General features: G+C 67.7%; 26 protein-coding genes. 15 read left to right on the top strand and 11 right to left on the bottom strand.

The annotated features are described in order from the left end of the window. Positions 1-4: 4 nt before the first annotated feature. From CLU95_RS30900 to CLU95_RS14520, 3 genes are all read right to left on the bottom strand, one after another. A complete protein-coding gene (locus tag CLU95_RS30900) occupies positions 5-181 on the bottom strand; it encodes a hypothetical protein (protein WP_167481182.1) in 177 nt (58 codons plus the stop codon). A gap of 95 nt (positions 182-276) precedes the next feature. Then, entirely contained in the window at positions 277-1,158 is an 882-nt protein-coding gene (locus CLU95_RS14525; protein WP_099794163.1) for an N-formylglutamate amidohydrolase, read from the bottom strand. A 12-nt stretch (positions 1,159-1,170) separates the two neighbouring features. Beyond that, entirely contained in the window at positions 1,171-2,133 is a 963-nt protein-coding gene (locus CLU95_RS14520; RefSeq protein WP_099794162.1) for a tripartite tricarboxylate transporter substrate binding protein BugE, read from the bottom strand. A 109-nt stretch (positions 2,134-2,242) separates the two neighbouring features. On the opposite strand from CLU95_RS14520, the gene CLU95_RS14515 reads away from it, so the two are divergent. After that, the gene (locus CLU95_RS14515; protein WP_099797305.1) at positions 2,243-3,178 is read left to right on the top strand and encodes a LysR substrate-binding domain-containing protein; all 936 of its coding nucleotides are present in this window, start codon (positions 2,243-2,245) and stop codon (positions 3,176-3,178) included. A 33-nt stretch (positions 3,179-3,211) separates the two neighbouring features. Here CLU95_RS14515 and CLU95_RS14510 read toward each other — a convergent pair whose 3' ends face one another. Both CLU95_RS14510 and CLU95_RS14505 read right to left on the bottom strand, forming a co-directional pair. After that, positions 3,212-4,195, bottom strand: a complete 984-nt coding sequence (locus tag CLU95_RS14510) for a tripartite tricarboxylate transporter substrate binding protein (protein ID WP_373668942.1) — start codon at positions 4,193-4,195, stop codon at positions 3,212-3,214. A gap of 6 nt (positions 4,196-4,201) precedes the next feature. After that, positions 4,202-7,171 carry a DNA topoisomerase III gene (locus tag CLU95_RS14505; RefSeq protein WP_099794161.1) on the bottom strand — a complete coding sequence of 990 codons (2,970 nt, stop codon included), beginning with the start codon at positions 7,169-7,171 and terminating at the stop codon, positions 4,202-4,204. Between the two features lie 85 nt (positions 7,172-7,256). Between CLU95_RS14505 and CLU95_RS14500 the strand changes: the two genes are divergently transcribed. From CLU95_RS14500 to CLU95_RS14490, 3 genes are read left to right on the top strand one after another with little or no spacing between them, the layout of a single operon-like run. After that, positions 7,257-8,009, top strand: coding sequence for an SET domain-containing protein (locus CLU95_RS14500; RefSeq protein WP_257214631.1), 753 nt, complete (start codon positions 7,257-7,259; stop codon positions 8,007-8,009). 2 nt (positions 8,010-8,011) lie between these two features. Next, a complete protein-coding gene (locus CLU95_RS14495; protein WP_099794160.1) occupies positions 8,012-8,824 on the top strand; it encodes a biotin--[acetyl-CoA-carboxylase] ligase in 813 nt (270 codons plus the stop codon). Positions 8,825-8,832: 8 nt separating this feature from the next. Next, positions 8,833-9,036: a sporulation protein gene (locus CLU95_RS14490; protein WP_099794159.1), complete on the top strand. Its 204-nt coding sequence runs from the start codon at positions 8,833-8,835 to the stop codon at positions 9,034-9,036. 5 nt (positions 9,037-9,041) lie between these two features. Here the strand turns inward: CLU95_RS14490 and CLU95_RS14485 are convergent, their stop codons facing one another. From CLU95_RS14485 to CLU95_RS14470, 4 genes are all read right to left on the bottom strand, one after another. Beyond that, a complete protein-coding gene (locus tag CLU95_RS14485; RefSeq protein ID WP_099794158.1) occupies positions 9,042-9,776 on the bottom strand; it encodes a HEAT repeat domain-containing protein in 735 nt (244 codons plus the stop codon). Next, positions 9,773-11,215, bottom strand: a complete 1,443-nt coding sequence (locus CLU95_RS14480) for a sensor histidine kinase (protein ID WP_099794157.1) — start codon at positions 11,213-11,215, stop codon at positions 9,773-9,775. Before CLU95_RS14480 ends, CLU95_RS14485 begins: the two co-directional genes overlap by 4 nt. A gap of 67 nt (positions 11,216-11,282) precedes the next feature. Further along, positions 11,283-11,957, bottom strand: coding sequence for a response regulator transcription factor (locus tag CLU95_RS14475; RefSeq protein ID WP_099794156.1), 675 nt, complete (start codon positions 11,955-11,957; stop codon positions 11,283-11,285). Between the two features lie 65 nt (positions 11,958-12,022). Continuing rightward, entirely contained in the window at positions 12,023-12,508 is a 486-nt protein-coding gene (locus CLU95_RS14470; RefSeq protein WP_099794155.1) for a MarR family winged helix-turn-helix transcriptional regulator, read from the bottom strand. A 146-nt stretch (positions 12,509-12,654) separates the two neighbouring features. Here CLU95_RS14470 and recA point away from each other — a divergent pair, with 146 nt between their 5' ends. From recA to CLU95_RS14455, 3 genes are read left to right on the top strand one after another with little or no spacing between them, the layout of a single operon-like run. Then, a complete protein-coding gene (recA, locus tag CLU95_RS14465) occupies positions 12,655-13,767 on the top strand; it encodes a recombinase RecA (RefSeq protein ID WP_099794154.1) in 1,113 nt (370 codons plus the stop codon). Between the two features lie 56 nt (positions 13,768-13,823). Next, the gene (gene recX / locus CLU95_RS14460; RefSeq protein WP_099794152.1) at positions 13,824-14,297 is read left to right on the top strand and encodes a recombination regulator RecX; all 474 of its coding nucleotides are present in this window, start codon (positions 13,824-13,826) and stop codon (positions 14,295-14,297) included. Next, on the top strand, positions 14,266-14,706 hold the full coding sequence (locus CLU95_RS14455) for a polyketide cyclase (protein ID WP_099794150.1): 441 nt from the start codon (positions 14,266-14,268) through the stop codon (positions 14,704-14,706). Before recX ends, CLU95_RS14455 begins: the two co-directional genes overlap by 32 nt. Before the next feature lie 12 nt (positions 14,707-14,718). On the opposite strand, the gene yiaA is transcribed toward CLU95_RS14455, so the two are convergent. Further along, positions 14,719-15,159, bottom strand: a complete 441-nt coding sequence (yiaA, locus tag CLU95_RS14450) for an inner membrane protein YiaA (RefSeq protein ID WP_099794149.1) — start codon at positions 15,157-15,159, stop codon at positions 14,719-14,721. 114 nt (positions 15,160-15,273) lie between these two features. Here yiaA and CLU95_RS14445 point away from each other — a divergent pair, with 114 nt between their 5' ends. From CLU95_RS14445 to CLU95_RS14435, 3 genes are all read left to right on the top strand, one after another. Next, positions 15,274-16,008, top strand: a complete 735-nt coding sequence (locus CLU95_RS14445) for a hypothetical protein (protein WP_099794147.1) — start codon at positions 15,274-15,276, stop codon at positions 16,006-16,008. Positions 16,009-16,303: 295 nt separating this feature from the next. Further along, the gene (locus CLU95_RS14440) at positions 16,304-17,254 is read left to right on the top strand and encodes a bestrophin family protein (RefSeq protein WP_099794145.1); all 951 of its coding nucleotides are present in this window, start codon (positions 16,304-16,306) and stop codon (positions 17,252-17,254) included. 67 nt (positions 17,255-17,321) lie between these two features. Then, positions 17,322-18,821 carry a succinate CoA transferase gene (locus CLU95_RS14435; protein ID WP_099794143.1) on the top strand — a complete coding sequence of 500 codons (1,500 nt, stop codon included), beginning with the start codon at positions 17,322-17,324 and terminating at the stop codon, positions 18,819-18,821. 57 nt (positions 18,822-18,878) lie between these two features. Here CLU95_RS14435 and argC read toward each other — a convergent pair whose 3' ends face one another. Then, positions 18,879-19,802: an N-acetyl-gamma-glutamyl-phosphate reductase gene (argC, locus tag CLU95_RS14430; protein ID WP_099794141.1), complete on the bottom strand. Its 924-nt coding sequence runs from the start codon at positions 19,800-19,802 to the stop codon at positions 18,879-18,881. 207 nt (positions 19,803-20,009) lie between these two features. Here argC and sucC point away from each other — a divergent pair, with 207 nt between their 5' ends. The 5 genes from sucC to CLU95_RS14405 all read left to right on the top strand — a co-directional run bounded on the left by sucC (position 20,010) and on the right by CLU95_RS14405 (position 24,443). Continuing rightward, positions 20,010-21,176 carry an ADP-forming succinate--CoA ligase subunit beta gene (gene sucC / locus CLU95_RS14425; RefSeq protein WP_099794140.1) on the top strand — a complete coding sequence of 389 codons (1,167 nt, stop codon included), beginning with the start codon at positions 20,010-20,012 and terminating at the stop codon, positions 21,174-21,176. Positions 21,177-21,186: 10 nt separating this feature from the next. After that, complete coding sequence (gene sucD / locus CLU95_RS14420) at positions 21,187-22,080, top strand: succinate--CoA ligase subunit alpha (RefSeq protein ID WP_099794138.1); 894 nt, start codon at positions 21,187-21,189, stop codon at positions 22,078-22,080. Positions 22,081-22,196: 116 nt separating this feature from the next. Further along, a complete protein-coding gene (locus CLU95_RS14415) occupies positions 22,197-22,880 on the top strand; it encodes a TerC family protein (RefSeq protein ID WP_099794137.1) in 684 nt (227 codons plus the stop codon). A gap of 29 nt (positions 22,881-22,909) precedes the next feature. Then, positions 22,910-23,719 (top strand): Stp1/IreP family PP2C-type Ser/Thr phosphatase, encoded by an 810-nt coding sequence (locus CLU95_RS14410; RefSeq protein ID WP_099794135.1) that lies wholly within the window; start codon positions 22,910-22,912, stop codon positions 23,717-23,719. Between the two features lie 73 nt (positions 23,720-23,792). Next, positions 23,793-24,443, top strand: coding sequence for an FHA domain-containing protein (locus tag CLU95_RS14405; protein WP_099794133.1), 651 nt, complete (start codon positions 23,793-23,795; stop codon positions 24,441-24,443). The last annotated feature ends 12 nt before the right edge of the window (positions 24,444-24,455 follow it).

The raw sequence follows: 24,455 nt of genomic DNA, 5'->3' as shown, positions 1-24,455 counted from the left end.
TCGCTCAGCGCGACGACTTGTTCGTCGTGCCGCTGACGCCGGCGTCGATGGTGCCGAACACCGTCACGCCGCTGCCCGATGAAGACGTGGAGGAAGAAGACGGCGACGGCGCGGTGCCGGCACAGCCCGAGACCAGCAGACCGGTCGCAAGGACGGCGAGGGCGGCAAGGATCGACTTCACGGCAGGACTCCAGAGAACAAAGAACGTCCCACTATAGGCCGCGGCCCCCGGCCGCCCTGTAACAAAGACACCAGCCGCCGCAGGGGCGGCGTCGTTCAGCTTGCGATGCGCGGGTCGGTCGCCAGCAGCATCTCGACCATCGATCGCAGGTCGACCTGCAGCCGCGCCGCACCGCCTTCGTCGAGCGCCAGCGTGGCCTCGTCCATGTAGAGCTTGCGGTTGATCTCGACCTGGATGCTGTGCCGGTTCGCCGCCGGGTTGCCGTGCCGGCGTACCAGCTCTACGCCTTTGTACGGGTGGTTGTAGTCCACGCTGTAGCCGCGTGCGCGCAGGTGCGCGCACAGCTGCTGCGACAGCGCCGGGTCGGCCGTGCTGCCGTCGCGGTCGCCGATCACGAAGTCGGCGTGCGCCAGCCCCGGGAAGTCGGTGGCGTGGCTGCCCGCAATGGCCGGCATCGAGTGGCAGTTGATGTGGATGCTGTAGCCGTGCCGCGCATGCGCGTCGTCGATGGCCTGCGCCACCGCCGCGTGGTACGGGCGCCAGCACTGGTCGATGCGCTGGCGCACCTCGGCCACCGTGAGCGGCCGGTCGTAGATCGGCAGGCCTTCGTCGGTGAGCTTCCAGATCAGGCCCTTGCCCAGGCGCACTTTGGACAGCACGCGCGGGTCGGTCGACACCGGCTCGGTCCACGGGCCGTCGAGCATGGTGGTGTCGACCTCGGTCATGTCGCGGTTGGCGTCGAGATAGCTGCGCGGAAAGTGCGCCTCGACCCAGGCGGCGCCCGTGTCGCTCGCGAAGGCGTAGAGCTTCTCGACGTGAGTGTCCTCGGCCCGGCGCAGCGTGGCGAGGTCGCACACGGGCCGGAAGTCTTCCGGGTAGACGGTGCCGCTGTGCGGCGAGTCCAGCACCAGCGGGGTGTGCCCGGCGACGCTGGTCACCTGGGCGCGGGTTTGAATCAGTTTCAGAACTGGATGCATAGGCAGGGTCGGTCAGTCCAGTCGGATGCGCGCGAAGGCGGCCACCTTCTTCATCTTCTCGATCTCGCTCGCGATCTGCTTCGTGAACTCGGCCGGCGTGGTGCCCGAGGCGTACAGCCCCTGCAGCGCCAGGCGCTCGCGCACCGCGGGGTCCTTCAGCGCGGTGGCCACGGCCTGCTGCATGCGCAGCACCAGCTCGGGCGGCGTGCCGGCGGGCGCGATCATGCCGAACCACGACGGGTCGTTGCTGGCCGCGTAGCCCAGTTCGCCGTAGGTCGGCACCTCGGGCAGCACGTCGAGGCGGCCGCTCCAGGACACGGCCAGCGCCTTCAGCTTGCCGGCCTTCACGTGCGGCAGCGACGAGGCCACCTGGTCGAAGTACACCGGCACCTGGCCCGCGAGCACGTCGTTGATGGCCGGGCCCGCACCGCGGTAGGGGATGTGCACCATCGAGGTTCCGGTGCTGCTCTTGAACAGCTCGCCCCACATGTGGCCGATGGTGCCGTTGCCCGGCGAGGCGTACGACACCTTGCCGGGGTTGGCCTTCAGGTACTTCACGAGTTCCGCGAAGCTGCCGACCGGCAGCACGGCCGGGTTGATGACGATCACGCCCGGTGCCTTCACCAGCTCGGTCACGGCCGTGAAGCCCTTGATCGGGTCGTAGGGCAGCTTCTGGTACACGGCCGGGTTCACGCCGTGCGTGGACAGCGTGGCCACGCCGAAGGTCAGGCCGTCGGGTGCGGCGCGTGCCAGCTCGGCCATGCCGATCGAGCCGCCCGCGCCGGCGCGGTTGTCGATCACCACGGGCTGCTGGAGGATCTTGGCCAGGGGCTCGGACAGCACGCGGGCCGTGATGTCGGTGGCGCCACCGGGCGGGAAAGGCACGACCAGGCGGATCGGCTTGCCTTGGGCAAAGGATATTCCTGGGGCGAAAGAAGCGGCGGCCAGGAGGGAGAGGAGATGACGACGTTGCATGAGGGTTCTTCCAATGGAACGATGAGTGAATGTGCAGATATGCAGCTCACCTGAAGCAAAGGATATACCCGATATCATTCCAATCTGGAATGACTTGATGGGCTCCCCCATGCCGCTGCGACGCCTCAACCCGCCCCTGAACCTGCTGCGCGCCTTCTCCACCGTGGTGCGCTTCGGGGGTGTGTCGCGCGCGGCCGAGGCGCTGCACCTCACGCAGGGCGCGGTGAGCAAGCAGGTGCAGGAGCTCGAGCGCTGGATCGGCGCGCCGCTGTTCGAGCGCAGCCGCAAGCGCCTGGCGCTCACACCGGCCGGCGAGCGCTACGAGAAGGCGGTGCGCGCCCTGCTGGCGCAGCTGGAGGCGGCCACGCTGGAGCTCATCACCAGCGGCGACGGTGGCGGTGCGCTGCACCTGTCGACGCTGCCCACCTTCGGCGCCAAGTGGCTGATTCCACGCCTGCCCGATTTCCAGCAACGGCACCCGCAGATCACGCTGCATTTCGTGCCCTTCGTGCACGGCTACGACTTCGAGCGGCCCGAGCTCGACTGCGCCATCCTGTTCGGCGACGGCCACTGGCCCGGCGCGCGCTCGCACTACCTCGCGGGGCAGGACGTGGCGCTCATCGCTCCGCGCGCCGCGCAGGCCGAGGCCGCCATCCGCACGCCGCAGGACGTGGCGCGCTGCACCCTGCTGCGCCACGTGAGCGTGCCCCAGTCGTGGCTGCACTGGAGCGAGGCGCACGGCGTGCGCGGGCTCGACCCGCTGGCCGGCCTGCAGTTCGACCAGTTCCAGACCATGATCCGCGCCGTCATGGCCGGCATGGGCGTGGCGCTGGTGCCGCGCTGCCTGGTGCAGGACGAGATCACGTCGGGGTTGGTGGAAGAGCCGCTGCCCCACGGCGGCTACCGGGGCAGCGAGGGCTACTGGTTCTGCTACCCCGAGGGGCGCGGCCAGCTGGCCACGCTCGATCATTTCCGCAACTGGCTGCTGGCCGAAGTCGACCGCAGCGGGGAAGCGACGGCGCTGCCGCCGGCCGCGTTGGCCTGAGCGGCGCGCACCGGGCCGCGGGCTCGTTGACGGTTACTCGGGCTTGGCGCCCGAAGCCTTCACCGCCGCACCCCAGAGCCCGATCTCGCTCGCCACGAAGCGGTCGAACTCGGCGCCGGTCGTCGGCGCCGGCTCGGAGCCCCGGTCGCGGATGAAGCGCGCCATCTGCTCGCTCTTCAGGATGTCGGTCACTTCGTGGTTCAGCCGCGCCACGATCTCGGGCGGCGTGCCGCGCGGGGCCATCAGGCCGAGCCAGCCCACGGCCTCGAAGTTCTTCGTGCCGGCCACGCCGGTCTCGCGCACGGCGGGCACCTCGGGCAGTTGCGACGAGCGCGTGGCCGACGTCACCGCCAGCGGAACCGCCTTGCCCGACTTGATGTGCGGCAGCGCGGCCGTCACCGAGTCGACCATCAGCGGCACCTGGTTGCCCAGGAAATCCGCCTGCGCCGGCCCGCTGCCGCGGTACGGAATGTGCGTGATGAACACATGCGCCGCCGACTTGACCATCTCGCCCGACAGGTGCTGCGTGCCGCCGATGCCGGCGCTCGCGTAGCTCAGCTTGCCGGGCTCGGCCTTGGCGCGCGCCGTGAGGTCGGCCAGCGTGCGGATGCCGCTCTCGGGCGTCGCCAGGAACACCAGCGGCACCTTCGCGATCAGGGAGATGCCGACGAGGTCCTTGCGCGGGTCGAAGCCCGGCTTGGCGTAGAGCGTCTGGTTCACCGCCATCGCGCTGCCGGCCACCACGAGCGTGTAGCCGTCGGGCGGCGCGCGCACCACGAACTCGGTGCCAATGTTGCTGCCCGCGCCCGCCTTGTTGTCGACGATCACGGGCTGGCCCAGCCGCTTGCCGAGCTGTTCGGCGAGCGCGCGGGCAAAGATGTCGGTGGCCTGTCCCGGTGGGAAAGGCACGACCAGCTTGACGGGCTTGTCAGGCCACGCGGCGGCCTGGGCCAGGCCCGCGCCGCCCAGCAGCATGGCTGCTGCGGCCAGCGCGGTGGCGAGGTGTCTGCGCTGCATGCGTCGTCAGGCCGCGTCGGGCGCCGAGAGGTGCTTGCCCACGATGCCCGCGAGTTCGAACATCGTCACCTGGTCCTTGCCGAACACCGGCTTCAGCTTGGCGTCGGCGTTGATCGCGCGCTTGTTGGTCGCGTCCTGCAGGCCGTTGGCCTTGATGTAGTCCCACAGCTTCTTGATGACCTCGGTGCGCGCCACCGGTTCGGCGCCGATCACCGCGGCCAGCGAGTCGCTGGGCTTGAGGCCCGCACCCGGCTTGCGCGGCTTGGCCGCCTTCTTCTCGGCCGGTGCCTTCTTGGCGGCGGGCGTCTTCTTCGCCGCAACCTTCTTGGCCGCCGCGGTTTTCGCGGCCGGCTTGCCGAAGGTCTTGCGCGGCGGGAACTTGCTGCCGCCTTCGCGCGGTGCGAATTCGAAGGTCACCTTGCCCTCGTCCTTGTTCCAGGTCAGGAAGGCCTTGAAGGCGCGGCGCGTGCGCATCGACACGAACTTGTCGAGCAGGTCGGTCTTGCCGGTGGCGAGCAGCTTTTCCATCTGGTCGCGCTCCACCGGCTGCTGCAGGATGATCTTGCCGGTCTTGAAGGTGCAGCTCGGCGTCGGCTGCTCGTTCGTGGGCACCGACTTCTCGCAGACGTAGTTGCTGCCGTGATCGAACACCGGCGCGCCGCACACCGGGCAGGGGCCCACGGTGTCCTGAGCGCTGAAGTCGACGATCTCGCCGCTCTCGGCGTTCTTGTCGTCGCCGAAGTCGAATTCGAGCTTCCAGTTCTTCGCTTCTTCCTCGTCGTACTTGAGGATGATCTCGGCCGTGAAGGGCCAGCCCGCCTTGGAGCGGAAGCCGTCGAGCGGGCCGATGTGCTTGTCGCGCACCAACGCCTCGGCCTCGACCACCTCGAAGGTGCGCCCGGCCGGCGACTTGCCGAACGAGAAGCCGCAGGCGTCTTCGCCCGTGCCGCTCTTGCCGGTGCAGCCGTAGCGGCGGTAGTTTTCCTTCACCACGCCGCCGCAGTTCGGGCAGGGCGTGGCGAGCGTGGCGTAGTCGCCGGGCACGGTGTCGCGGTCGTACTCCTTGGCCTTCTTGACGATGTGCTCCGTCATCTCGGCGATCTCGCGCATGAAGGCGTCGCGGCTGAGCGCGCCCTTCTCCATCTGCGCGAGCTTGTACTCCCACTCGCCCGTGAGCTCGGCCTTGGAGAGTTCTTCCACGCCCAGGCCGCGCAGCAGCGTCATGAGCTGGAAGGCCTTGGCGGTCGGAATGAGTTCGCGGCCTTCGCGCAGCATGTACTTCTCGGCGATCAGCCCTTCGATGGTGGCCGCGCGCGTGGCTGGCGTGCCCAGGCCCTTCTCCTGCATGGCCTCGCGCAGCTCGTCGTCGTCGATGGTCTTGCCGGCGCCTTCCATGGCGCCCAGCAGCGTGGCTTCCGAATAGCGTGCGGGCGGGCGCGTCTTCAGGCCCTTGAGGTCGGCCGACTCGGTGTTCACGATCTCGCCCGGCTTCACCGGCACGAGGCGCTTGCCGTCCTTGTCGTCTTCCTTCTCGTCGTCTTGCGCTTCCTTGCCGTAGATGGCGAGCCAGCCCGGCTTCACCAGCACCTTGCCGTCGGTGCGGAAGGGGTACTTCCTGCCGCCCTGCTCGACCGTGCTGATGCGCGTGGTCACCTGGTGCTCGGCGCTCGGGAAGAACACCGACAGGAAGCGGCGCACCACGAAGTCATACAGCTTCTGCTCGGCTTCGCTCAGGCCGCTCGGGGCCTGCAGCGTCGGGATGATGGCGAAGTGATCCGACACCTTGGCGTTGTCGAAGATGCGCTTGTTCGGCTTGACGTAGTTGCCGTCGACCGCCTGCTTGGCGAACGGCGCCAGGTGCTTCATGCCGCTGTCGGCGAGCATCTCCATGGTCTGCTTGACGACCGGCAGGTAGTCTTCCGGCAGCGCGCGCGAATCGGTACGCGGGTAGGTCAGCGCCTTGTGGCGTTCGTACAGGCTCTGGGCCAGTGCGAGCGTGGTCTTGGCGCTGAAGCCGAAGCGGCCGTTGGCCTCGCGCTGCAGCGAGGTCAGGTCGAACAGCGCGGGCGAGGCCTGCGTGGTGGGCTTGCTCTCTTCGGTGACCGTGGCGGGCTTGCCGCGCGAGGCGTCGGCGATGGCACGGGCTTCCTGCTCACTCCACACACGGTCGGCGCGCTGCTCGGCATCGGGCTCGCCGTTGGCCAGCAGCGGCGCATTGGCCTTCTTCCAGTCGGGGTTGAACCACTTGCCCGGGTACTGGCCGGCCTCGGCCGCGAAGCTGCCGTGCACTTCCCAGTAGTTGCGCGAGACGAACTTGCGGATCTGTTCTTCGCGCTCCACCACCACCGACAGCGTCGGCGTCTGCACGCGGCCCACGGTCGTGAGGAAGAAGCCGCCATCGCGCGAATTGAACGCCGTCATGGCGCGCGTGCCGTTGATGCCCACCAGCCAGTCGGCTTCGGAGCGCGAGCGCGCGGCGTCGGCCAGGCCCTGCATCTGCTTCTCGGTGCGCAGCTGGTCGAAGCCGTCGCGAATGGCTTGCGGCGTCATCGACTGCAGCCACAGCCGCTTCACCGGCTTGCCCAGCGGGCTCTTGCCGCCGGCGTACTGCTCGATGAGGCGGAAGATCAATTCGCCCTCGCGGCCCGCGTCGCAGGCGTTGATGAGCTGCGTCACGTCCTTGCGCTTGGCCTGCTTGACCACGGCGTTCAGGCGCGTCTTCGTCTTGTCGACCGGCTTGAGGTCGAAGTGCGGCGGAATCACCGGCAGGTTGGCGAAGCTCCACTTGCCGCGCTTCACGTCGAATTCTTCCGGCGCCTGGATTTCGACCAGGTGACCCACGGCACTGGTCACGACGTAGGTGTCGTTCTCGAAATGCTCGTCATGTTTGTCGAACTTGCCGGCCACCGGCGTGAGGGCCCGGACGATGTCCTGGGCCACCGACGGCTTTTCTGCGATTACCAAAGTTTTTGTCATCTGAGGGCTCTCTATACTCTGCGGCTTCCCGCGTGCACACGCGCGCACACGCATGTGTGCATATTCAACCTAACAGACTTCGGCGATGCCTTCCAAATCCCCACTTTCCGGCGGCCGCGATAGCGAAGCCCCCCGACCCCCCGAGGGGGAGGCGCGGCTTGCCTCGGGGCGGCCCAGCGGCCGCCGCATTCAGACGCGCCGCTCCGATGTCCACGGCAACGGCGTGTTCGCCGTGCAGGACCTGGCGGAAGGCGAAACGCTGATCGAATACAAGGGCCAGGTCATCAGCTGGAAGGAGGCGCTGCGTCGCCACCCCCACGATCCGGCCCAGCCGAATCACACCTTCTACTTCCACATCGATGACGGTCGTGTGATCGACGGCAATGTCGAAGGCAACGCCGCGCGCTGGATCAATCACTCGTGCGAGCCGAACTGCGAGGCCGACGAAGTCGATGGGCGCGTTTATATCAAGGCCCTGAGAAACATCGCCGCCGGCGAGGAACTCAATTACGACTACGGCCTGATCATCGACGAGCCGTACACCGAGAAGCTGCTGTCCGAGTTCCCGTGCTGGTGCGGTTCCGAGCAGTGCCGCGGCACGCTGCTGACGCCGAAGGACGAGGACGAAGAAAAAGACAAGAAGAAAAAGAAGAAGGCCAAAAAGAAGGCCGAAAAAAAGGACGAGAAAAAGAAGGCCGAGGCCAAGGAAGCGAAGAAGGCTGAAAAGAAAGCCGAGAAGAAAAAAGCGGACAAGAAGGCCGACAAGAAAAAGGCCGACGGCAAGAAGAAACCCGAGAAGTCCAGCAAGGACGACACCCCGGCCCCCGCCGGAGACTGACGATGGGCACGCCGGCCTCCGCCTGGTTCGAAGACCGGATCGCCGCGGCGGTCGCGCCGCTGCTGCCCGGCTTCGCGGTCGAGGCCGTCGCCGAAATCGATTCCACCAACACCGAGCTGATGCGCCGCGCGCGCGCCGGCCGCACCGACCCCGTGCTGCTCGTGGCCGAGCGCCAGACGGCCGGGCGCGGTCGTCTCGGCCGGCCCTGGCAGAGCGCGCAGCAACCCGAGGCGCCCGCCTCCCTCACCTTTTCGCTCGGCATGCCGCTGGCACCGGCCGACTGGTCGGGCCTGTCGCTGGCCGTGGGCGTGAGCGTGGCCGAAAGCCTCGACCCCACGGGCGCGCACCAGGTCGGCCTGAAGTGGCCCAACGACATCTGGGTGAACGACCGCAAGCTGGTCGGCATCCTCATCGAAACCGCCATGCCGCAGACGGCGCGCCCCGACGCGGCGCGCTACCTCGTGGTCGGCATCGGCATCAACATCGGCCCGCGCGAGGGCGACGGCATGCGCACGCCGCCGGCCTGGCTGCGCCAGTGGCAGCCCGACGCGTCTGCGCCCGAGGTGCTGCTGTCGCTGGCCGAGCCGCTGGTGCGCAGCGTGCTCGCCTTCGAGGCGAACGGCTTCGCGCCTTTTGCCGAACGCTTCGCGGCGCGCGACGTGCTGCGCGGGCGCGAGGTGACGCTCAGCGACGGCACCGCCGGCCTGTGCGAAGGCGTGGCCTGGGGCGGCGAGCTGCAGGTGCGCACCGACGCCGGCCTGCAACTGATCTCGAGCGACGAAGTGAGCGTGCGCCCGCGCGGCATGTCTTTCTGAGCGAGGGCATGAAGCTGCGCCTGGTCCTCATCGCCCTGCTCGCCGCCAACGCGGGCTACTGGCTGTGGACGCGCGGCGACCTGGCCGGCTTCGGGCTCGCCCCGGCGGCGCTCGACGAGCGCGAGCCGCAGCGCATGGCGCGGCAGATCCACCCCGAGTGGTTGCAGATCCGCAAGGAAGCCAAGCCGTCGTCGGGCACGCCCGCGCCCTGAGCGGATCAGGCGGCCGCAGCGCGCGCGAACATGCGCCGCGCCTTGGCCAGCGCGGTCTGCAGTTTTTCTTCGGAGGGCGGCTCGTGCGAGCTGGCACTCAGGCCGAACTTCTTGCCCGCGATTTCCTGCACCGCGACCAGGATGCTGCCGAGCACGACCGGATCGGTCTCGGTGTCGAGCGCCAGGCGCAAGGGCTCAAGCGCCTTGGGCGCGGCGCTGCGGCGGCTCAACACGATCTGCATCAACGCGCTCGCGGCCCATTGCCGGTTCGTGGCGACGGCATCGTGCGTGAGCAGCGGCACGACCTTGGCGATGTCGGTCGTGCCGCCGAGCCAGCCGATCACCCACAGGCCCTTGCAGCGCAGGTCGTCGTGCGGCGATGCGAGCGCGGCGCGCGCCAGGGCCGCGGTCTCTTTCAGCCGGCGGCCCTTGCGGTACTTGAACGCGCCGAGCATCTGCAGCACCGTGGCTTGCATGGCCGGGTCGGGCTCTTGCTCGAACTGCGCGAGCAGGTGGTCTTCGGCTTCGTCGCCGCGCTCGCCGAACTTGCGGCAGAGCCAGTCGTAGAGCTCGCTGTCCATGCCGGTGTCGTGCAGCAGCGCGTAGTGGAAGGCGAGCGCCTCGGGCGATTGCAGCTCGAGCAGGTCGGCGCCGAAGTCGAACATGTCCGACACGTCGGTGTCGGTACGGATGGCTGCGAAGCGCTGGCGCAGCGCGTCGAGCGTGGGGGGCGAACTCATTCGGAAGGGGCCTCCTCGAAGCGCACGGTGAAGAGCGCGCCCGGCGGATGCTTGCCGGGGTGCGCGTCCTCCAGTTTCACCTGCGCGCGGTGTTGGTTGGCAATCTCGCGCACGATCGGCAGGCCCAGCCCGGAGCCGTCGGCTTCGTTGCCGAGCACGCGGTAGAAGGGCTCGAACACCAGCTCGCGGTCGGCCTCGGCGATGCCGGGCCCGTTGTCTTCCACCTGCACCAGCTGCACGTGGCCGAAGGGGTCGGCCAGCACGCGCGCGGTGATCACGCCGGGGCGTTCGGGTGTCGAGGGCGTGTAGTTGAGGGCGTTGTCGACCAGGTTGCGCACCAGCTCTTTCAGCAGCGTCGGGTTGCCGTCGACCATCACGCCGGGCGCGCCGGCCTGGGCGCCGTCGTAGCCGAGGTCGATGCGCTTTTCGATGGCGCGCGGCACGGCCTCGCGCACCACCTCGATGGTCAGCCGCGCGAGGTCGCAGGGCTGGCAGTGCGTCATGGCGCTGGTGCCTTCGGCGCGCGCCAGCGACAGCAGCTGGTTCACGGTGTGCGTGGCGCGCACGCTGGCGCGGCCGATCTGCTTGAGCGACTGCTTGAGCTCGTCGGCATTGGCGCCTTCGCGCTGCGCCAGGTCGGCCTGCATGCGCAGGCCCGCGAGCGGCGTCTTCAGCTGGTGGGCGGCGTCGGCCAGGAAGCGCTTCTGCGTGAAGATGGAGTCGTTGAGCTTGTCGAGCAGTTCGTTCACCGACGACACCAGCGGCACCACCTCGAGCGGCACCGAGGACTCGTCGAGCGGGCTCAGGTCGCCGGGACGGCGCTCGCGGATGCGCGCCTCGACCACCGACAGCGGCTTGATGCCGCGCACCAGCGCCAGCCAGATCAGCAGCACCGCCAGCGGCAGGATCGCGAACTGCGGCAGCAGCACGCCCTTGATGATCTCGGTGGCGAGCACCGCCTGCTTCTCGCGCGTCTCGGCCAGCTGCAGCAGCGACGGCGGCACGTCCTCGCTGCCGCTGGGAATCCACAGCGAGGCCACGCGCACCGGCTGGCCGTGCACCGTGCTGTTGTGCAGCAGGACCACGTTGGTGCCGGGCGGGTCGTCCACGTTGGGCTGCGGCAGGTCGCGCTCGCCGTGCAGCAGCGTGCCGTGGCCGTCGAGCAGCTGGTAGTAGATATGGCCCGCGTCGTCGGCGCGCAGGATCTCGCGCGCCGATTGCGACAGCACGAAGTGCGTCTGCCCCTGCTTCACCGTGACCAGCTCGGCCAGCACCTTCACGTTGTGCTCCAGCGCGCGGTCGTAGGGCGCGTTGGCGATGCCCTGCGCCACCAGCCACGTCACGCCGATGCTCACCGGCACGAGCAGCAGCAGCGGCGTGAGCATCCAGTCGAGGATTTCGCCGAACAGGGAGCGCTGCGCGCGCTGGAAGAGCTTCAAGCCGGCCTCCAGGCCTTTGGGTGCACGGCGCGGCGCAGCGTGCCGGCGGCCCGCAGGGTCTGGCGCATCAGGAAGGAATCTTCTCGAGGCAGTAGCCCAGCCCGCGCACCGTCGCGATACGCACCGGTCCTTTTTCGATCTTCTTGCGCAGGCGGTGGATGTAGACCTCGATGGCGTTGATGCTCACCTCTTCGCCCCATTCGCACAGCCGGTCCACCAGCTGGTCCTTGCTGACCAGGCGGCCGGCGCGCTGCAGCAGCACTTCGAGTAGGCCCAGTTCGCGCGCCGACAGCTCGATCATCTTGCCGTCGATGGTCGCCACGCGGCCGGCCTGGTCGTAGACCAGCGGGCCGTGGCGAATCGCGTTGCTGGTGGCGCCCATGCCGCGCCGCGTGAGGGCGCGCACGCGCGCTTCGAGCTCCTGCAGGCTGAAGGGCTTGGCCATGTAGTCGTCGGCGCCGTGGTCCAGGCCCTTCACGCGTTCTTCGACGCTGTCGGCCGCCGTGAGCACCAGCACGGGCAGTTGCGAGCCGCGCGCGCGCAGGCGCTTGAGGATCTCGATGCCGTGCAGGCTGGGCAGCCCGAGGTCGAGGATCAGCAGGTCGAACTCGCTGTGGGTCATGAGCGCGGTGTCGGCCTGCGAGCCGTTGGCCACATGATCGACCGCCGCGCCCGAGGTGCGCAGGCTGCGCAGCAAGGCATCGGCCAGCACCTGGTCGTCTTCGGCAATCAGTATCCGCATGTGCGCCACCTCCGGCTCAGTCAGTGTCGGCGCCCCTCGGCGCTCGTTGTCCCATGAAGCGAAGTCTAGCCCGCCGTATAGGCTTCGAGTCCGATGGTTACCACGGTGGCAATCTCGTCGCCCACGCTGGCGCGGAACTCGCGTTCGGCCTGCGTGACGGCGCGGCGGAAGGCGTCGAGCCAAGCCAGCCCGTCGGGCGTGAACAGCACGCGCCGCGCGCGCGCATCGAGCGGGTCGGGTCCGCGCGTGACCAGCCCCCAGGCCTCGCACTGGTCGACCAGCGCGCCCATGGCCTGCTTGGTCATGCCGGCGCGCTCGGCCAGCTCGGTCAGGCGCGAACCCTCGCGCGCCAGATGGCGCGTGATGTGGATGTGCGCGGCGCTCACCTGGGCGCGCGCCGCGAGGTTCGACAGCGCCAGCGGCACCTCGATGTCGTGCGCCATCAGCGCCAGCACGCGTTCGTCGAAGCGGCGCATCGCATGGCCCAGCAGGCGGCCCAGGTGGGTCTGTCGCCAGGCATCGGGATCGGTGGGAAAGGCGGGATCGGACATGGCGACAAATGGTAAGGCAAACTGACTTTAAAGTGGGTTTGCGAAACGCAATGAGCCCCTACACTACTGTTCAAGCATCCAGCCTGTGGTTAAAAGCAGATGGATGACACCCGACACAAACCGTTGATATTCAAGGAGATTTCCACATGGACGCAGTCGTCAAGGGCACAAGCATCTCGGTCGCCAACAGTGAAAAGGCCAAGGCCCTGCAGGCCGCACTGGCCCAGATCGAAAAGCAGTTCGGCAAGGGCACGATCATGCGGCTCGGCGAAGGCGAGGCGCTCGAAGACATCCAGGTGGTTTCCACCGGCTCGCTGGGCCTGGACATCGCCCTGGGCGTCGGCGGCCTGCCGCGCGGCCGCGTCATCGAAATCTACGGCCCGGAATCCTCGGGCAAGACCACGCTCACGCTGCAGGTGATCGCCTCCATGCAGAAGCAGGCCGGCACCTGCGCCTTCGTCGATGCCGAGCACGCGCTCGACGTGCAATACGCCCAGAAGCTCGGCGTGAACCTGTCCGACCTGCTGATCAGCCAGCCCGACACCGGCGAGCAGGCGCTCGAAATCGTCGATTCGCTGGTGCGCTCGGGCGCTGTCGACCTGATCGTCATCGACTCGGTGGCTGCGCTCACGCCCAAGGCCGAAATCGAAGGCGAAATGGGCGACTCGCTGCCCGGCCTGCAGGCCCGCCTGATGAGCCAGGCGCTGCGCAAGCTCACGGCCACGATCAAGAAGACCAACTGCATGGTCATCTTCATCAACCAGATCCGCATGAAGATCGGCGTGATGTTCGGCTCGCCCGAAACCACCACCGGCGGCAATGCGCTGAAGTTCTACGCCTCGGTGCGCCTGGACATCCGCCGCATCGGCACCATCAAGAAGGGCGACGAAGCCATCGGCAACGAAACCAAGGTGAAGGTGGTGAAGAACAAGGTGAGCCCGCCGTTCAAGACGGCCGAGTTCGACATCCTGTTCGGTGAAGGCATCAGCCGCGAAGGAGAGATCATCGACATGGGCGTCACGGCCAAGATCATCGACAAGTCGGGCGCCTGGTACGCCTACAACGGCGAGAAGATCGGCCAGGGCCGCGACAACGCCCGCGAGTTCCTGCGCGAGAACCCCGACCTGTCGCGCGAGATCGAGAACAAGGTGCGCGAGTCGCTGGGCATTCCGCTGCTCGCAGCCGATGCCGGCAGCGAACCCGAGAAGGCCGAGAAGCCCGCCAAGGCATCGAAGGCCGACAAGGCAGCAGCGGAGTAAGTTCGACAAGGCGGCCTTCGCGCAGTGCGTGGGCCGCGTGAGCGACCCACCCCCGCATGGCTTTCAGCGCCCCCTCCCTCAAAGGCCGTGCCCTGCGCCTCCTGAGCCAGCGCGAGCATTCGCGCGCGGAGCTGGAGCGCAAGCTGGCGAAGCACGAGGAAGAGCCCGGCACGCTGGCGAAGGCGCTCGATGAACTGGCCGCCAAGGATTTCATCAGCGAGCCGCGCGTCGTGGCCTCGGTGCTGAACCAGCGCGCCGCCCGTTCGGGCGCCTTGCGCGTGAAGCAGGAACTGCAGGCCAAGGGCATCGCGCCCGAAGCCATCGCCGAGGCGGTAGCCGGTTTGCAGGAGACGGAAGTCGCGCGCGCCACGGCCCTGTGGCGCCGCCGCTTCGATGCGCCGCCGGCCGATGCCAAGGAGCGTGCAAAGCAGATGCGATTCCTGATGGCGCGCGGTTTCTCGGGCGCTGTCGTGTCCAAGGTGCTCAGAAGTGACTTCGATGACACAAGCGACGACAACCCCGACGAATGAAGGCGGCGCGCTCTCCCGCGTCGTCACGCAGCGCGTGCACTGCGAATGGCGCGACGCCTATGCGCTCGCGTCCGACCCGAAGCGGCTGCCCGACTGGGCCAGCGGCCTTGCGAAAAGCGCGCTGGTGCCGCACGGCGACCACTGGATCGTGCGCACGCCCGAAAGCGGCGAGGCCCGCATGCGCTTTGCGCCGCCCAATGAGTTCGGCGTGCTCGACCACTGGGTGGCGCCCGAAGGCGTGCCCGAGGTCTATTTGCCGTTTCGTGTGATCGGCGTGGCGCCGGGCGTGTGCGAGCTGCAGTTCACGCTGCTGCGCCAGCCGCACATGGACGATGTGGCCTTTGCGCGCGATGCCGAATGGATCGCGCGCGACCTGCAGGCCCTGCGCCGCCTGCTCGAGGCGGGCTGAGCCGGGTCTGGCTTACTCCGCGGCAGCGACGTCGTCGGCCAGCGGGTTCTCGGCCTTGTATGCCGCGATATCGCGCACGTTCTTCTGCACTGCCACCGCGCCGAACAGGCTCAGCAGGAAGGCCATGGCGTAGAAGCCCTTTTCGCTCGCGGCCAGCGAGGCGTTGAACAGGCCCACGGCCAGCAGGCCGACCGACAGCAGCAGCGAGACCCAGCACAGGCCGAAGTAGATGCCCGTGACCGAGATGCCCTCGAGCCGGTCGCGCACTGTCTTTTGCAGCGACACGGCGGAGAACAGGCCGTACATGAGGATGGTGAAGTAGTAGCCCTTCTCGTTGAGCTGCATGGCGGCATTCCACAGCCCGAGCAGGTAGACGATGGCACCGATGATCAGCGCGGCCCAGGAGGCGGCGACGAATGCAGCGGTCGGTTTCTGAAATCTGACGGTTCCCATGGCGATCCTCCTCGTTGTTGTGTGGCGCGATTATGGTGCGGGAAGGCGGTGGCATGATCGCCAGCGACCGGCCTCCCAGGAGGCGGCTTTCCAAAAAAACCGGAGGAACCGTTCATGTCGTCACCACCCGCTCGCCCTCAGTCTCTCGTTCGCACCGGCGCCAAGGCCGGCTTCGCCTTCGCCGGCTCGGCCATCAAGGGCGCGCTGATTGGCCTGTTCCTTGGCGGCGGCGTGTTCTTCTATTACCTGAGCCAGCTGCAAGGGCCGGGCAATCCGGCCGCGCGGGCCGGTGGTTTCGGCGCCATCGTGGCCTTGATCACGTCGCCGCCGTTGCTGGTGGCTGTGCTGCTGGCGCTGTTCGTCGGCGTGTACTTTTTGCTCGGCGTGCAGCAGGGCCGCGCCCGCGCGATGCAGCACCTGGTCGCGGCGCGCGGCGAGGCCGTGTCGCAGCGGCTCGGCGACGCCATCGCGGGTCGCATCGAAGCCATGCCGCGCACGCACGGCGGGCTGCAGCGCGTGGCCGACTGGCTGTCGCCCGATGCGCTGTGCCAGCAGCTCGCGCCGGTGCTCGGCGAAGGCCGCGCCGTGCGCACCGTGGTCGGCTTCGTGCTGGCCCGCCTGCCGCTGAGCGACATGCTGGCCGAGTGGCAGCAGGAGCGTGCGGCGCAGGGAGCCGCCGCACCGGCGATGGGCGAAGGCGCCGCGCAAGATCCGGCGCTGCGCGCCCTGCTCACGCGCCGCATTCATGAAGTGCTGCAGGACATGTCGACGCCCTCGCGCAAGCCCTTCTTCATCGCGCTGGCTGTGCAGGCGGTCCTCTTGGCCATCGGGCTGTGGCTCGTACGTTGAGAAGGTGCGAACGAACCCGCCATGCCCGCTCATCCCGCCCAGACACGCCCCCTCGGCGTTGCAAATGCTCGCCATAGCCCGAGCTATGGCTGCGCTTTGCGCCTTGAGGGGGCGCGCCTGGGCGGGCTGCTCGGCCACGGCGGATTCATTCACACCTTCTGAGCCCGACCGTCTTCGTTGGTCTTGCGGCGCCCAGCCGCCCTCGCGCTGACGCCCCGGCGACAATCAGCGCCCGCGCGGGCCTTGCGGTGTGCGCGGCATCCATGCCTCCCTGTCTGCCCCACTTCCCGCTTTCATGATCGTCCGGAAACGCCCGTCCGGGCTCAAGCTGTTTCTGTCCTGGCGGGGCTCCGTGCTGCCGCGCATCGCCGCGGCGCTCACGCTCAATGTGATCGTGGCCATCGTCGTCACGGTGCTGCATGGGCGCTTCGGCTCGATCAAGATTCCGCTGGGCACCGTGCCCTTCGCGCTGCTCGGCCTGCCGCTGGCGATCTTCCTGGGCTTTCGCAACACCGCGGCCTACGACCGTTTCTGGGAAGCGCGCAAGCTCTGGGGCGAGGTGATCCTGCGTTCGCGCAACCTGGCGCGCCAGTGCCAGAGCCTCATCGACGGCGATGCGCCGGTGAACGCCGGCGCCGACGCCGTCCGCCGCCTGGACGACCTGCGCGTGCGCATGACCTTGCGCGCCGCGGCTTTTGCCCATGCGCTGCGCCACCAGCTGCGCGGCACCGATGCCGCCGCCGACACCCAGCCCTTCCTGCGCGAGGCGGAGTGGCAGGGCCTGACGCAGGTCGCGAACCGGCCGCACGCGCTGCTGATGCACATGGGCGCCGACCTGCGTGAAGCGCTGCGCGCGCGGCGCATCGATCCGGCGCTGGCGGCGGGTGTCGACGGCACGCTGTCGGCGCTGAGCGCGGCGGCCGCGTCGTGCGAGCGCATCCTCAGCACGCCCATTCCCTTTTCGTACACGCTGCTGCTGCACCGCACGGCGTACCTGTACTGCTACCTGCTGCCCTTCGGGCTGGTGGACTCGGTCGGGTTCATGACGCCGGTGGTGGTGCTGATCGTGGCCTACACCTTCTTCGGCCTCGACGCGCTCGGCGACGAGATCGAGGAGCCCTTCGGCACCGAGTCGAACGACCTGCCGCTCGAGGCGCTGTGCCGCACGCTCGAGATCGACCTGTGCCAGTCGGTGGGCGCCCCGGCGCCGGCGCCGATGGTGCCGGTCGACTACTTCCTGCGCTGACACCCGCCGCGCGTGCGGTGATGACGGCCTGACCTCCCCCTTCCCGAAAGAAAGACGCTTTCCCTCCATGTCGCACGAAGACCGCATCCGCCTGCCCGCCCTGCGCAGCAGGATCACCACCGCCGAGGCCGCCGCCGAATGGATTCGCGACGGCATGGTGGTCGGCATGAGCGGGTTCACGCGCGCCGGCGACGCCAAGGCCGTGCCGCTGGCGCTCGCGGCCCGCGCGCGCCGCGAGCCGATGAAGATCACGCTCATGACCGGCGCCTCGCTCGGCGGCGACGTGGACCGCCAGCTCACCGAGGCCGGCGCCATCAGCCGGCGCATGCCGTTCCAGGTCGACACCGTGCTGCGCCAGGCGATCAACCGCGGCGAGGTGATGTTCATCGACCACCATCTGTCGGAAACGGTCGAGATGCTGCGCACGCGGCAGATTCCACCGATCGACATCGCGATCATCGAGGCCGTTGCCATCACCGAGACCGGCGCGCTCGTGCCGAGCACCTCGATCGGCAACAGCGCGAGCTTCGCGATTCTGGCCGACAAGGTGATCGTCGAGATCAACACCTCGCAGTCGACCGCGCTCGAAGGGCTGCACGACATCTTCATTCCCAAGCACCGCCCGCAGCGCGAGCCGATGCCGCTGGTGGCGCCGCACGACCGCATCGGCGTCAGCGCGATCGAGATCCCGCCCGAGAAGATCCTGGGCATCGTCATCACCGACAAGGCCGACAGCACGTCCACCGTGCTGCCGGCCGACGCCGAAACCGCGGCCATCGCGGCGCACTTGGTGGCCTTCTTCGAGCGCGAGGTGGCGCAGGGCCGGCTCACCGAGCGGCTGCTGCCGCTGCAGGCGGGCATCGGCACGGTCGCCAACGCGGTGATGTCGGGGCTGGGCGCCGGGCCGTTCGAGCACCTCACGATGTACTCGGAGGTGCTGCAGGACTCGACCTTCGACCTGTTCGACGCCGGCAAGCTCGACTTCGCCTCGGGCTCGTCGATCACGCTGTCGCCCGCGAAGGCGCGGCAGGTGTTTGGCGACCTCGACCGCTACAAGGACCGGCTGGTGCTGCGGCCGCAGGAGGTCAGCAACCACCCGGAGATCATCCGGCGCCTGGGCATCATCGCGCTGAACACGGCGCTGGAGGCCGACATCTACGGCAACGTCAACTCGACCCACGTGCTGGGCACGCACATGATGAACGGCATCGGCGGCTCGGGCGACTTTGCGCGCAACGCCTACCTGTCGATCTTCGCGACCAAGTCGGTCGCCAAGCAGGGGGCGGTGTCGAGCATCGTGCCGATGGTGTCGCACGTGGACCATGCGCCGCAGGACGTCGACATTCTGGTCACCGAGGTGGGGCTGGCCGACCTGCGCGGGCTGGCGCCGCGCGAACGGGCGGCGTCGATCATCGCGAACTGCGCGGCCGAGCCGTACCGCGCGATGCTGCAGGACTACTACGCGCGCGCCGTGGCGACCTGCGGCGGCCACACGCCGCACCGGCTCGAAGAGGCTTTTTCGTGGCACGTGCGCTACCGCGACACGGGCACGATGCGGCCCGACTGAAAGCAAAAAGGCCGGTCCTTGCGGGCCGGCCTTTCCTTTATCAGCGCTTGAAGTGGCTCAGAGCGCCAGCATCAGCTTGAGGTTCTGCACCGCGGCGCCGCTGGCGCCCTTGCCCAGGTTGTCCAGGCGCGCGATCACCACGGCGTGGCGGTGGTCCTCGTTCGGGAACACGCGGATCTCGAGCTGGTTGGTGTCGTTGAGCGCCAGCGCGTCGAGCTTGCCGTCGTCGGTCGGCGGCAGCACCTTCACGAACTGCTCAGGCGTGTTGCTCTTGGCATAGTGCGCGGCCAGGGCTTCTTGCAGGTCGCCGGCCTTCGGCTTGCCGGGCAGCAGGTCGAGGTGCAGCGGCAGTTGCACCAGCATGCCTTGCTTGAAATTGCCCACCGACGGAATGAAGACCGGCCGGCGCGTGAGGCCGGTGTAGGTCATGATTTCGGGGATGTGCTTGTGCCTCAGGCCCAGCGCGTAGGTCTCGAACAGCGGCGCCTTGCCGGCCTCGTAGTCCTCGATCATCGTGCGACCGCCGCCCGAATAGCCGCTCACCGAAGGCAGCGACACCGGGAAATCGGCCGGCAGCAGGCCCGCATCGACCAGCGGACGCACCATGGCGATCGCGCCGGTGGCGTAGCAGCCGGGGTTGCCGACGCGGTCGGCCTGGGCCACGGCCTGCCAGTGGCCTTCGACCAGTTCGGGGAAGCCGAAGACCCAGCCCGGCGCGATGCGGTGGGCGGTCGAGGCGTCGATGATCTTGGGCTTTTTGCCCGGGAGCTGATCGATCAGCGCGACCGACTCGCGCGCCGCGTCGTCGTGCAGGCACAGCACCACGAGGTCGACGCCGGCCATCAGCTCGCGCTTGGCGGCCACGTCCTTGCGCAGCTCGGGCGCGATGCTCACGAGCTCGATTTGCGGCATCGTTTGCAGCCGCTCGCGAATTTGCAGGCCGGTGGTGCCGGCTTCGCCGTCGATGAAAACCTTGGCCATATCGGAGTATGCGTAGGGTGGCTAGAAGAAAGTACGTATTGACCGCAACCGCACATCAAGTATTGGTGCGGCGCACCATGATACAGTCCGCGGTTGTTCGCCGCCCCCAGCCGTCAGGCTGCCGTCGCCCGCGAACAACAGAGCAGAAACAACAGTCTCACTCCCGATCTCCCGTTCTCAACCTCCTCCTTCCGAGAGACATCCCTCATGAAGATTCACGAGTACCAAGGCAAGGAAATCCTTGCCAAGTTCGGCGTGCCGGTGCCGCGCGGCATTCCGGCCTACACGGTTCAGGAGGCGGTCGAGGCCGCCCAGAAGCTTGGAGGCCCGGTTTGGGTCGTCAAGGCCCAGATTCACGCGGGTGGCCGCGGCAAGGGCGGCGGCGTCAAGGTCGCCAAGTCGATCGAAGACGTCAAGAAGCTGGCTGGCGAGATCCTCGGCATGCAGCTCAAGACCCACCAGACCGGCCCTGAAGGCCAGAAGGTGCGTCGCCTCTACATCGAAGACGGCGCCGACATCAACAAGGAATACTACATTTCGGCCGTGACCGACCGCGCGACGCAGAAGATCGCGTTCATCGCTTCGAGCGAAGGCGGCATGGACATCGAGGAAGTGGCCCATTCCACCCCCGAGAAGATCATCACGGTCTACGCCGACCCGAAGGACGGCCTGACCGACGCGCAAGCCAAGGAAATCGCCGACGGCATCGGCATGCCGGCCGATTCGACCGCCCAGACGGTCGACATCCTGAAGAAGCTCTACGCCTGCTACATGGAGACGGACGCCTCGCTGGTCGAGATCAACCCGCTCAACCGTGACAGCAAGGGCAACGTCATGGCGCTGGACGCCAAGTTCAACTTCGACAGCAACGCGCTGTTCCGCCACCCCGAAATCGTGGCCCTGCGCGACCTCGACGAAGAAGACGCGGCCGAAGTCGAAGCCTCGAAGTTCGACCTCGCCTACATCTCGCTGGACGGCAACATCGGCTGCCTGGTGAACGGCGCCGGCCTGGCCATGGCCACCATGGACACCATCAAGCTGTTCGGCGGCGAGCCGGCCAACTTCCTGGACGTGGGCGGCGGTGCCACCCCCGAGAAGGTCACGGAAGCCTTCAAGATCATGCTGAAGAACAAGAACGTGGAAGCCATCCTCGTGAACATCTTCGGCGGCATCATGAAGTGCGACACCATCGCCACCGGCGTGATCGCAGCCTGCAAGGCCGTGAACCTGCAAGTGCCGCTGGTCGTGCGCATGAAGGGCACCAACGAAGTCGAAGGCAAGAAGCTGCTGGCCGAGTCGGGCCTGCCGATCATCAGCGCCGACACCATGGCGGACGCGGCCCAGAAGGTCGTGGCAGCAGTCAAGAAGGCCTAAGGAACAAGTCATGTCGATCTACATCAACAAAGACACCAAAGTCATCACGCAAGGCATCACCGGCAAGACCGGTCAGTTCCACACCGAGAAGTGCCAGGAATACGCGAACGGCAAGAACGCCTTCGTGGCCGGCGTGAACCCGAAGAAGGCCGGCGAGTCGATCTTCAACATCCCGATCTTCGGTTCGGTGAAGGAAGCCGCCACGCAGACCGGCGCCACCGTGTCGGTGATCTACGTGCCGCCGGCAGGCGCCGCGGCCGCCATCTGGGAAGCCGTTGAGGCCGACCTGGACATGGCGATCTGCATCACCGAAGGCATCCCGGTTCGGGACATGCTCGAAGTGCGCAACCGCATGAAGGCCAAGGAAGCGGCCGGCGGCAAGAAGACCTTGCTGCTGGGCCCGAACTGCCCCGGCCTGATCACGCCCGACGAAATCAAGATCGGCATCATGCCCGGCCACATCCACCGCAAGGGCCGCATCGGCGTGGTCTCGCGCTCGGGCACGCTGACGTACGAAGCCGTGGCTCAACTGACGGAAATCGGCCTGGGCCAATCGTCGGCAGTCGGCATCGGCGGCGACCCGATCAACGGCCTGAAGCACATCGACGTGATGCAAGCCTTCAACGACGATCCCGAAACCGACGCCGTCATCATGATCGGTGAAATCGGCGGCCCGGACGAAGCCGACGCAGCCCGCTGGTGCAAGGACCACATGAAGAAGCCGGTCGTCGGTTTCATCGCGGGTGTCACCGCCCCTCCCGGCAAGCGCATGGGCCACGCCGGCGCGCTGATCTCGGGCGGTGCCGACACGGCCGAAGCCAAGCTCGCCATCATGGAAGAGTGCGGCTTCACCGTGACGCGCAACTTCTCGGAGCTCGCCAAGCTGCTCAAGGGCAAGCTGTAAAAAGCACCAGTACCGCTGGCGGCGTTTCCGCCGCTCGCAATACCACGCAGAAATAAGAAAGCGCCCGCATTGAGTTGCGGGCGCTTTTTTCAATACAACACAGTGGGATCAGAGACATGGAACTTCTTCAAAGCACAGACTTCTGGATCGGTCTGATCAAGATCGTCTGGATCAACATCATCCTGTCGGGCGACAACGCCGTCGTGATCGCCATGGCGGCGCGATCGCTGCCGCCCGCGCAACAGAAAAAAGCCGTGCTGTTCGGCTCGGGCGCGGCCGTGGTGCTGCGCATCGTGCTGACGGTGGTGGCGGCCAAGCTGCTCGCGCTGCCTTACCTGCAGATCATCGGCGGCGCCCTGCTGCTGTGGATCGGCCTGCAGCTCCTGAGCGAGGACGACGACGGCGAAGGCGAGTCCAAGGAATACGGCAGCATGTTCGTGGCCGTGCGGACCATCCTCTTGGCCGACCTGGTGATGAGCCTGGACAACGTGATCGCCGTGGCGGCCGCCGCGCAAGGCAGCATGGTGCTGCTGGTGTTGGGTCTGGCCATCAGCATCCCCTTGGTGATTTTCGGCAGCACGCTCATGATCAAGCTCATGGAACGTTTCCCGATCATCGTCATGCTGGGCGCCGCGCTGATCGGCTGGGTCGGCGGCGAAACCATCGTGAGCGATGTGTCGCTGCACGACATGCTGGCAGCCAACCCCTGGATGCACTACGCGGGCGCCATCGCCGGCGTGGTGATCGTCGTGGGTCTGGGCCGCCTCCTGCAACGGCGCGCACGCGCTGCTGCGCACTGATCCTTTAAAAAAGCGAGCGCTGACAAACGATGGCAGGTGTTGGCGTTTCCCTTTTCTCCAGTCGACCGGCCCTGAGCTGGGAGTTTGCGGCGCTGACCGATGTCGGGCGCCTGCGCGCCCACAACGAAGACGCGGTGCATGTCGACCCGGCCCTCGGCCTGGCGCTGCTGGCCGACGGCATGGGCGGCTACAAGGGTGGCGAGGTGGCCAGTGCCATGGCCATTTCGCTCATGCACGCGAGCTTCGGCCGCTGGTTTGCCCAGGCTGGCATGCAGGCACCCGCCCGCGTGGTCCGGCGTGCGCTGCAGGCGGCCACCGACGAGGCCAACGGCGCCATCCTCCAGGCCGGCGTCACCCACGAAGAACTGCGCGGCATGGGCACGACCCTGGTGCTGGCGGCGTTCCGGCCGCAGCGCGTGGTGGTCGGCCACATCGGCGATTCGCGCTGCTACCGCCTGCGCAACAACAAGCTGGAGCAGCTCACGCGCGACCATTCGCTGCGCCAGCAGCAGCTCGATGCCGGGGCCATCACCCCGGAAGAGGCCCTGAACTCCCCCACCCGCAACCTCGTGACGCGGGCCATGGGCGTGGAAGCCCAGGTCTTGCTGGAGATGCATGAGCACAGCGCCAGGCCGGGCGATCTCTACATGCTGTGCTCCGACGGGCTCAGCGAGATGGTGCCGGATGCGCAGCTTTTCACGCTTTTGACTCGCGATCTCGGCCTCAAAGAGATGGCTTCACTTTTGGTTGCAATTTCAAACGACAATGGCGGACGGGATAACATTTCAGTTGTTCTGGCCAAGGCGGGCGTCAGCGAAGCGACCCGCGGGGCCATGTAGCAGCCAACCCGGGCGGTGGACCGTTTGCGCCGCCTGAGGGTGCTGGATCTTTGCAAACGGGGAGTAATCGGCCATGCCGAAGATGATCATTTCGGTCGATGGCGTCGTCATCGGCCAAGTGGCGCTCGCCAAGAATCGCACGACGTTGGGCCGGCGCGCCTACAACGACATCGTGATCGACAATCTCGCCGTCAGCGGCGAGCATGCCGTGCTGCACATGAGCGGCGGCGAAGTCGAAATTGAAGATCTCAACAGCACCAACGGCACCTACGTCAATGCGCTGGCCATCCAGAAGCAGGCGCTTCAGGACAACGACGTCATCGAGGTCGGCGGCTGCCGCATTCATTTCCGCTCGCACAGCAACCTCATGGTCGGCCCCGGCTCCGTGCGGGCCTCGCTCTCCGAGTATTCCGCCCCGATGCCGCTCTCGTCGGCGCCCACCGAGTCGGGCGCGCTGGTCGAACTGGGCGTGCCCATGCTGCGCGTGCTCTCGGGCGCCAACGAAGGCCAGGACGTCCCGCTGCAGAAGGTGGTCACCACCATCGGCAAGCCTGGCGTCGCCGTGGCCGTCGTCACCCGCCGCCGTCAGGGCTACGTGGCTGCCACCGTCGTGGGCAGCGTCACCCTCAACGGCGTGCAACTGGGCGCCGAAGCCGTCGCGCTGCAGGAAGGCGACGTTCTCGAACTCGGCGGCGCCACGCGCATGCAGTTCGTCCGGATCTGAGTCGGCGCGGGC

The organism is Variovorax sp. 54 (assembly GCF_002754375.1).
GTDB lineage: Bacteria > Pseudomonadota > Gammaproteobacteria > Burkholderiales > Burkholderiaceae_C > Variovorax.
Note: the sequence above shows the minus strand (reverse complement) of the source record. Positions and strands in the feature narration are given on the sequence as shown.

Excerpts from the sequence above, each read along its gene's own strand:
- CLU95_RS14525 (WP_099794163.1), bottom strand. The coding sequence starts at position 1,158 with ATGCATCCAGTTCTGAAACTGATTCAAACCCGCGCCCAGGTGACCAGC.
- CLU95_RS14520 (WP_099794162.1), bottom strand. The coding sequence starts at position 2,133 with ATGCAACGTCGTCATCTCCTCTCCCTCCTGGCCGCCGCTTCTTTCGCC.
- CLU95_RS14515 (WP_099797305.1), top strand. The coding sequence starts at position 2,243 with ATGCCGCTGCGACGCCTCAACCCGCCCCTGAACCTGCTGCGCGCCTTC.
- CLU95_RS14510 (WP_373668942.1), bottom strand. The coding sequence starts at position 4,195 with ATGCAGCGCAGACACCTCGCCACCGCGCTGGCCGCAGCAGCCATGCTG.
- CLU95_RS14505 (WP_099794161.1), bottom strand. The coding sequence starts at position 7,171 with ATGACAAAAACTTTGGTAATCGCAGAAAAGCCGTCGGTGGCCCAGGAC.
- CLU95_RS14500 (WP_257214631.1), top strand. The coding sequence starts at position 7,257 with ATGCCTTCCAAATCCCCACTTTCCGGCGGCCGCGATAGCGAAGCCCCC.
- CLU95_RS14495 (WP_099794160.1), top strand. The coding sequence starts at position 8,012 with ATGGGCACGCCGGCCTCCGCCTGGTTCGAAGACCGGATCGCCGCGGCG.
- CLU95_RS14490 (WP_099794159.1), top strand. The coding sequence starts at position 8,833 with ATGAAGCTGCGCCTGGTCCTCATCGCCCTGCTCGCCGCCAACGCGGGC.
- CLU95_RS14485 (WP_099794158.1), bottom strand. The coding sequence starts at position 9,776 with ATGAGTTCGCCCCCCACGCTCGACGCGCTGCGCCAGCGCTTCGCAGCC.
- CLU95_RS14475 (WP_099794156.1), bottom strand. The coding sequence starts at position 11,957 with ATGCGGATACTGATTGCCGAAGACGACCAGGTGCTGGCCGATGCCTTG.
- CLU95_RS14470 (WP_099794155.1), bottom strand. The coding sequence starts at position 12,508 with ATGTCCGATCCCGCCTTTCCCACCGATCCCGATGCCTGGCGACAGACC.
- recA (WP_099794154.1), top strand. The coding sequence starts at position 12,655 with ATGGACGCAGTCGTCAAGGGCACAAGCATCTCGGTCGCCAACAGTGAA.
- recX (WP_099794152.1), top strand. The coding sequence starts at position 13,824 with ATGGCTTTCAGCGCCCCCTCCCTCAAAGGCCGTGCCCTGCGCCTCCTG.
- CLU95_RS14455 (WP_099794150.1), top strand. The coding sequence starts at position 14,266 with ATGACACAAGCGACGACAACCCCGACGAATGAAGGCGGCGCGCTCTCC.
- yiaA (WP_099794149.1), bottom strand. The coding sequence starts at position 15,159 with ATGGGAACCGTCAGATTTCAGAAACCGACCGCTGCATTCGTCGCCGCC.
- CLU95_RS14445 (WP_099794147.1), top strand. The coding sequence starts at position 15,274 with ATGTCGTCACCACCCGCTCGCCCTCAGTCTCTCGTTCGCACCGGCGCC.
- CLU95_RS14440 (WP_099794145.1), top strand. The coding sequence starts at position 16,304 with ATGATCGTCCGGAAACGCCCGTCCGGGCTCAAGCTGTTTCTGTCCTGG.
- CLU95_RS14435 (WP_099794143.1), top strand. The coding sequence starts at position 17,322 with ATGTCGCACGAAGACCGCATCCGCCTGCCCGCCCTGCGCAGCAGGATC.
- argC (WP_099794141.1), bottom strand. The coding sequence starts at position 19,802 with ATGGCCAAGGTTTTCATCGACGGCGAAGCCGGCACCACCGGCCTGCAA.
- sucC (WP_099794140.1), top strand. The coding sequence starts at position 20,010 with ATGAAGATTCACGAGTACCAAGGCAAGGAAATCCTTGCCAAGTTCGGC.
- sucD (WP_099794138.1), top strand. The coding sequence starts at position 21,187 with ATGTCGATCTACATCAACAAAGACACCAAAGTCATCACGCAAGGCATC.
- CLU95_RS14415 (WP_099794137.1), top strand. The coding sequence starts at position 22,197 with ATGGAACTTCTTCAAAGCACAGACTTCTGGATCGGTCTGATCAAGATC.
- CLU95_RS14410 (WP_099794135.1), top strand. The coding sequence starts at position 22,910 with ATGGCAGGTGTTGGCGTTTCCCTTTTCTCCAGTCGACCGGCCCTGAGC.
- CLU95_RS14405 (WP_099794133.1), top strand. The coding sequence starts at position 23,793 with ATGCCGAAGATGATCATTTCGGTCGATGGCGTCGTCATCGGCCAAGTG.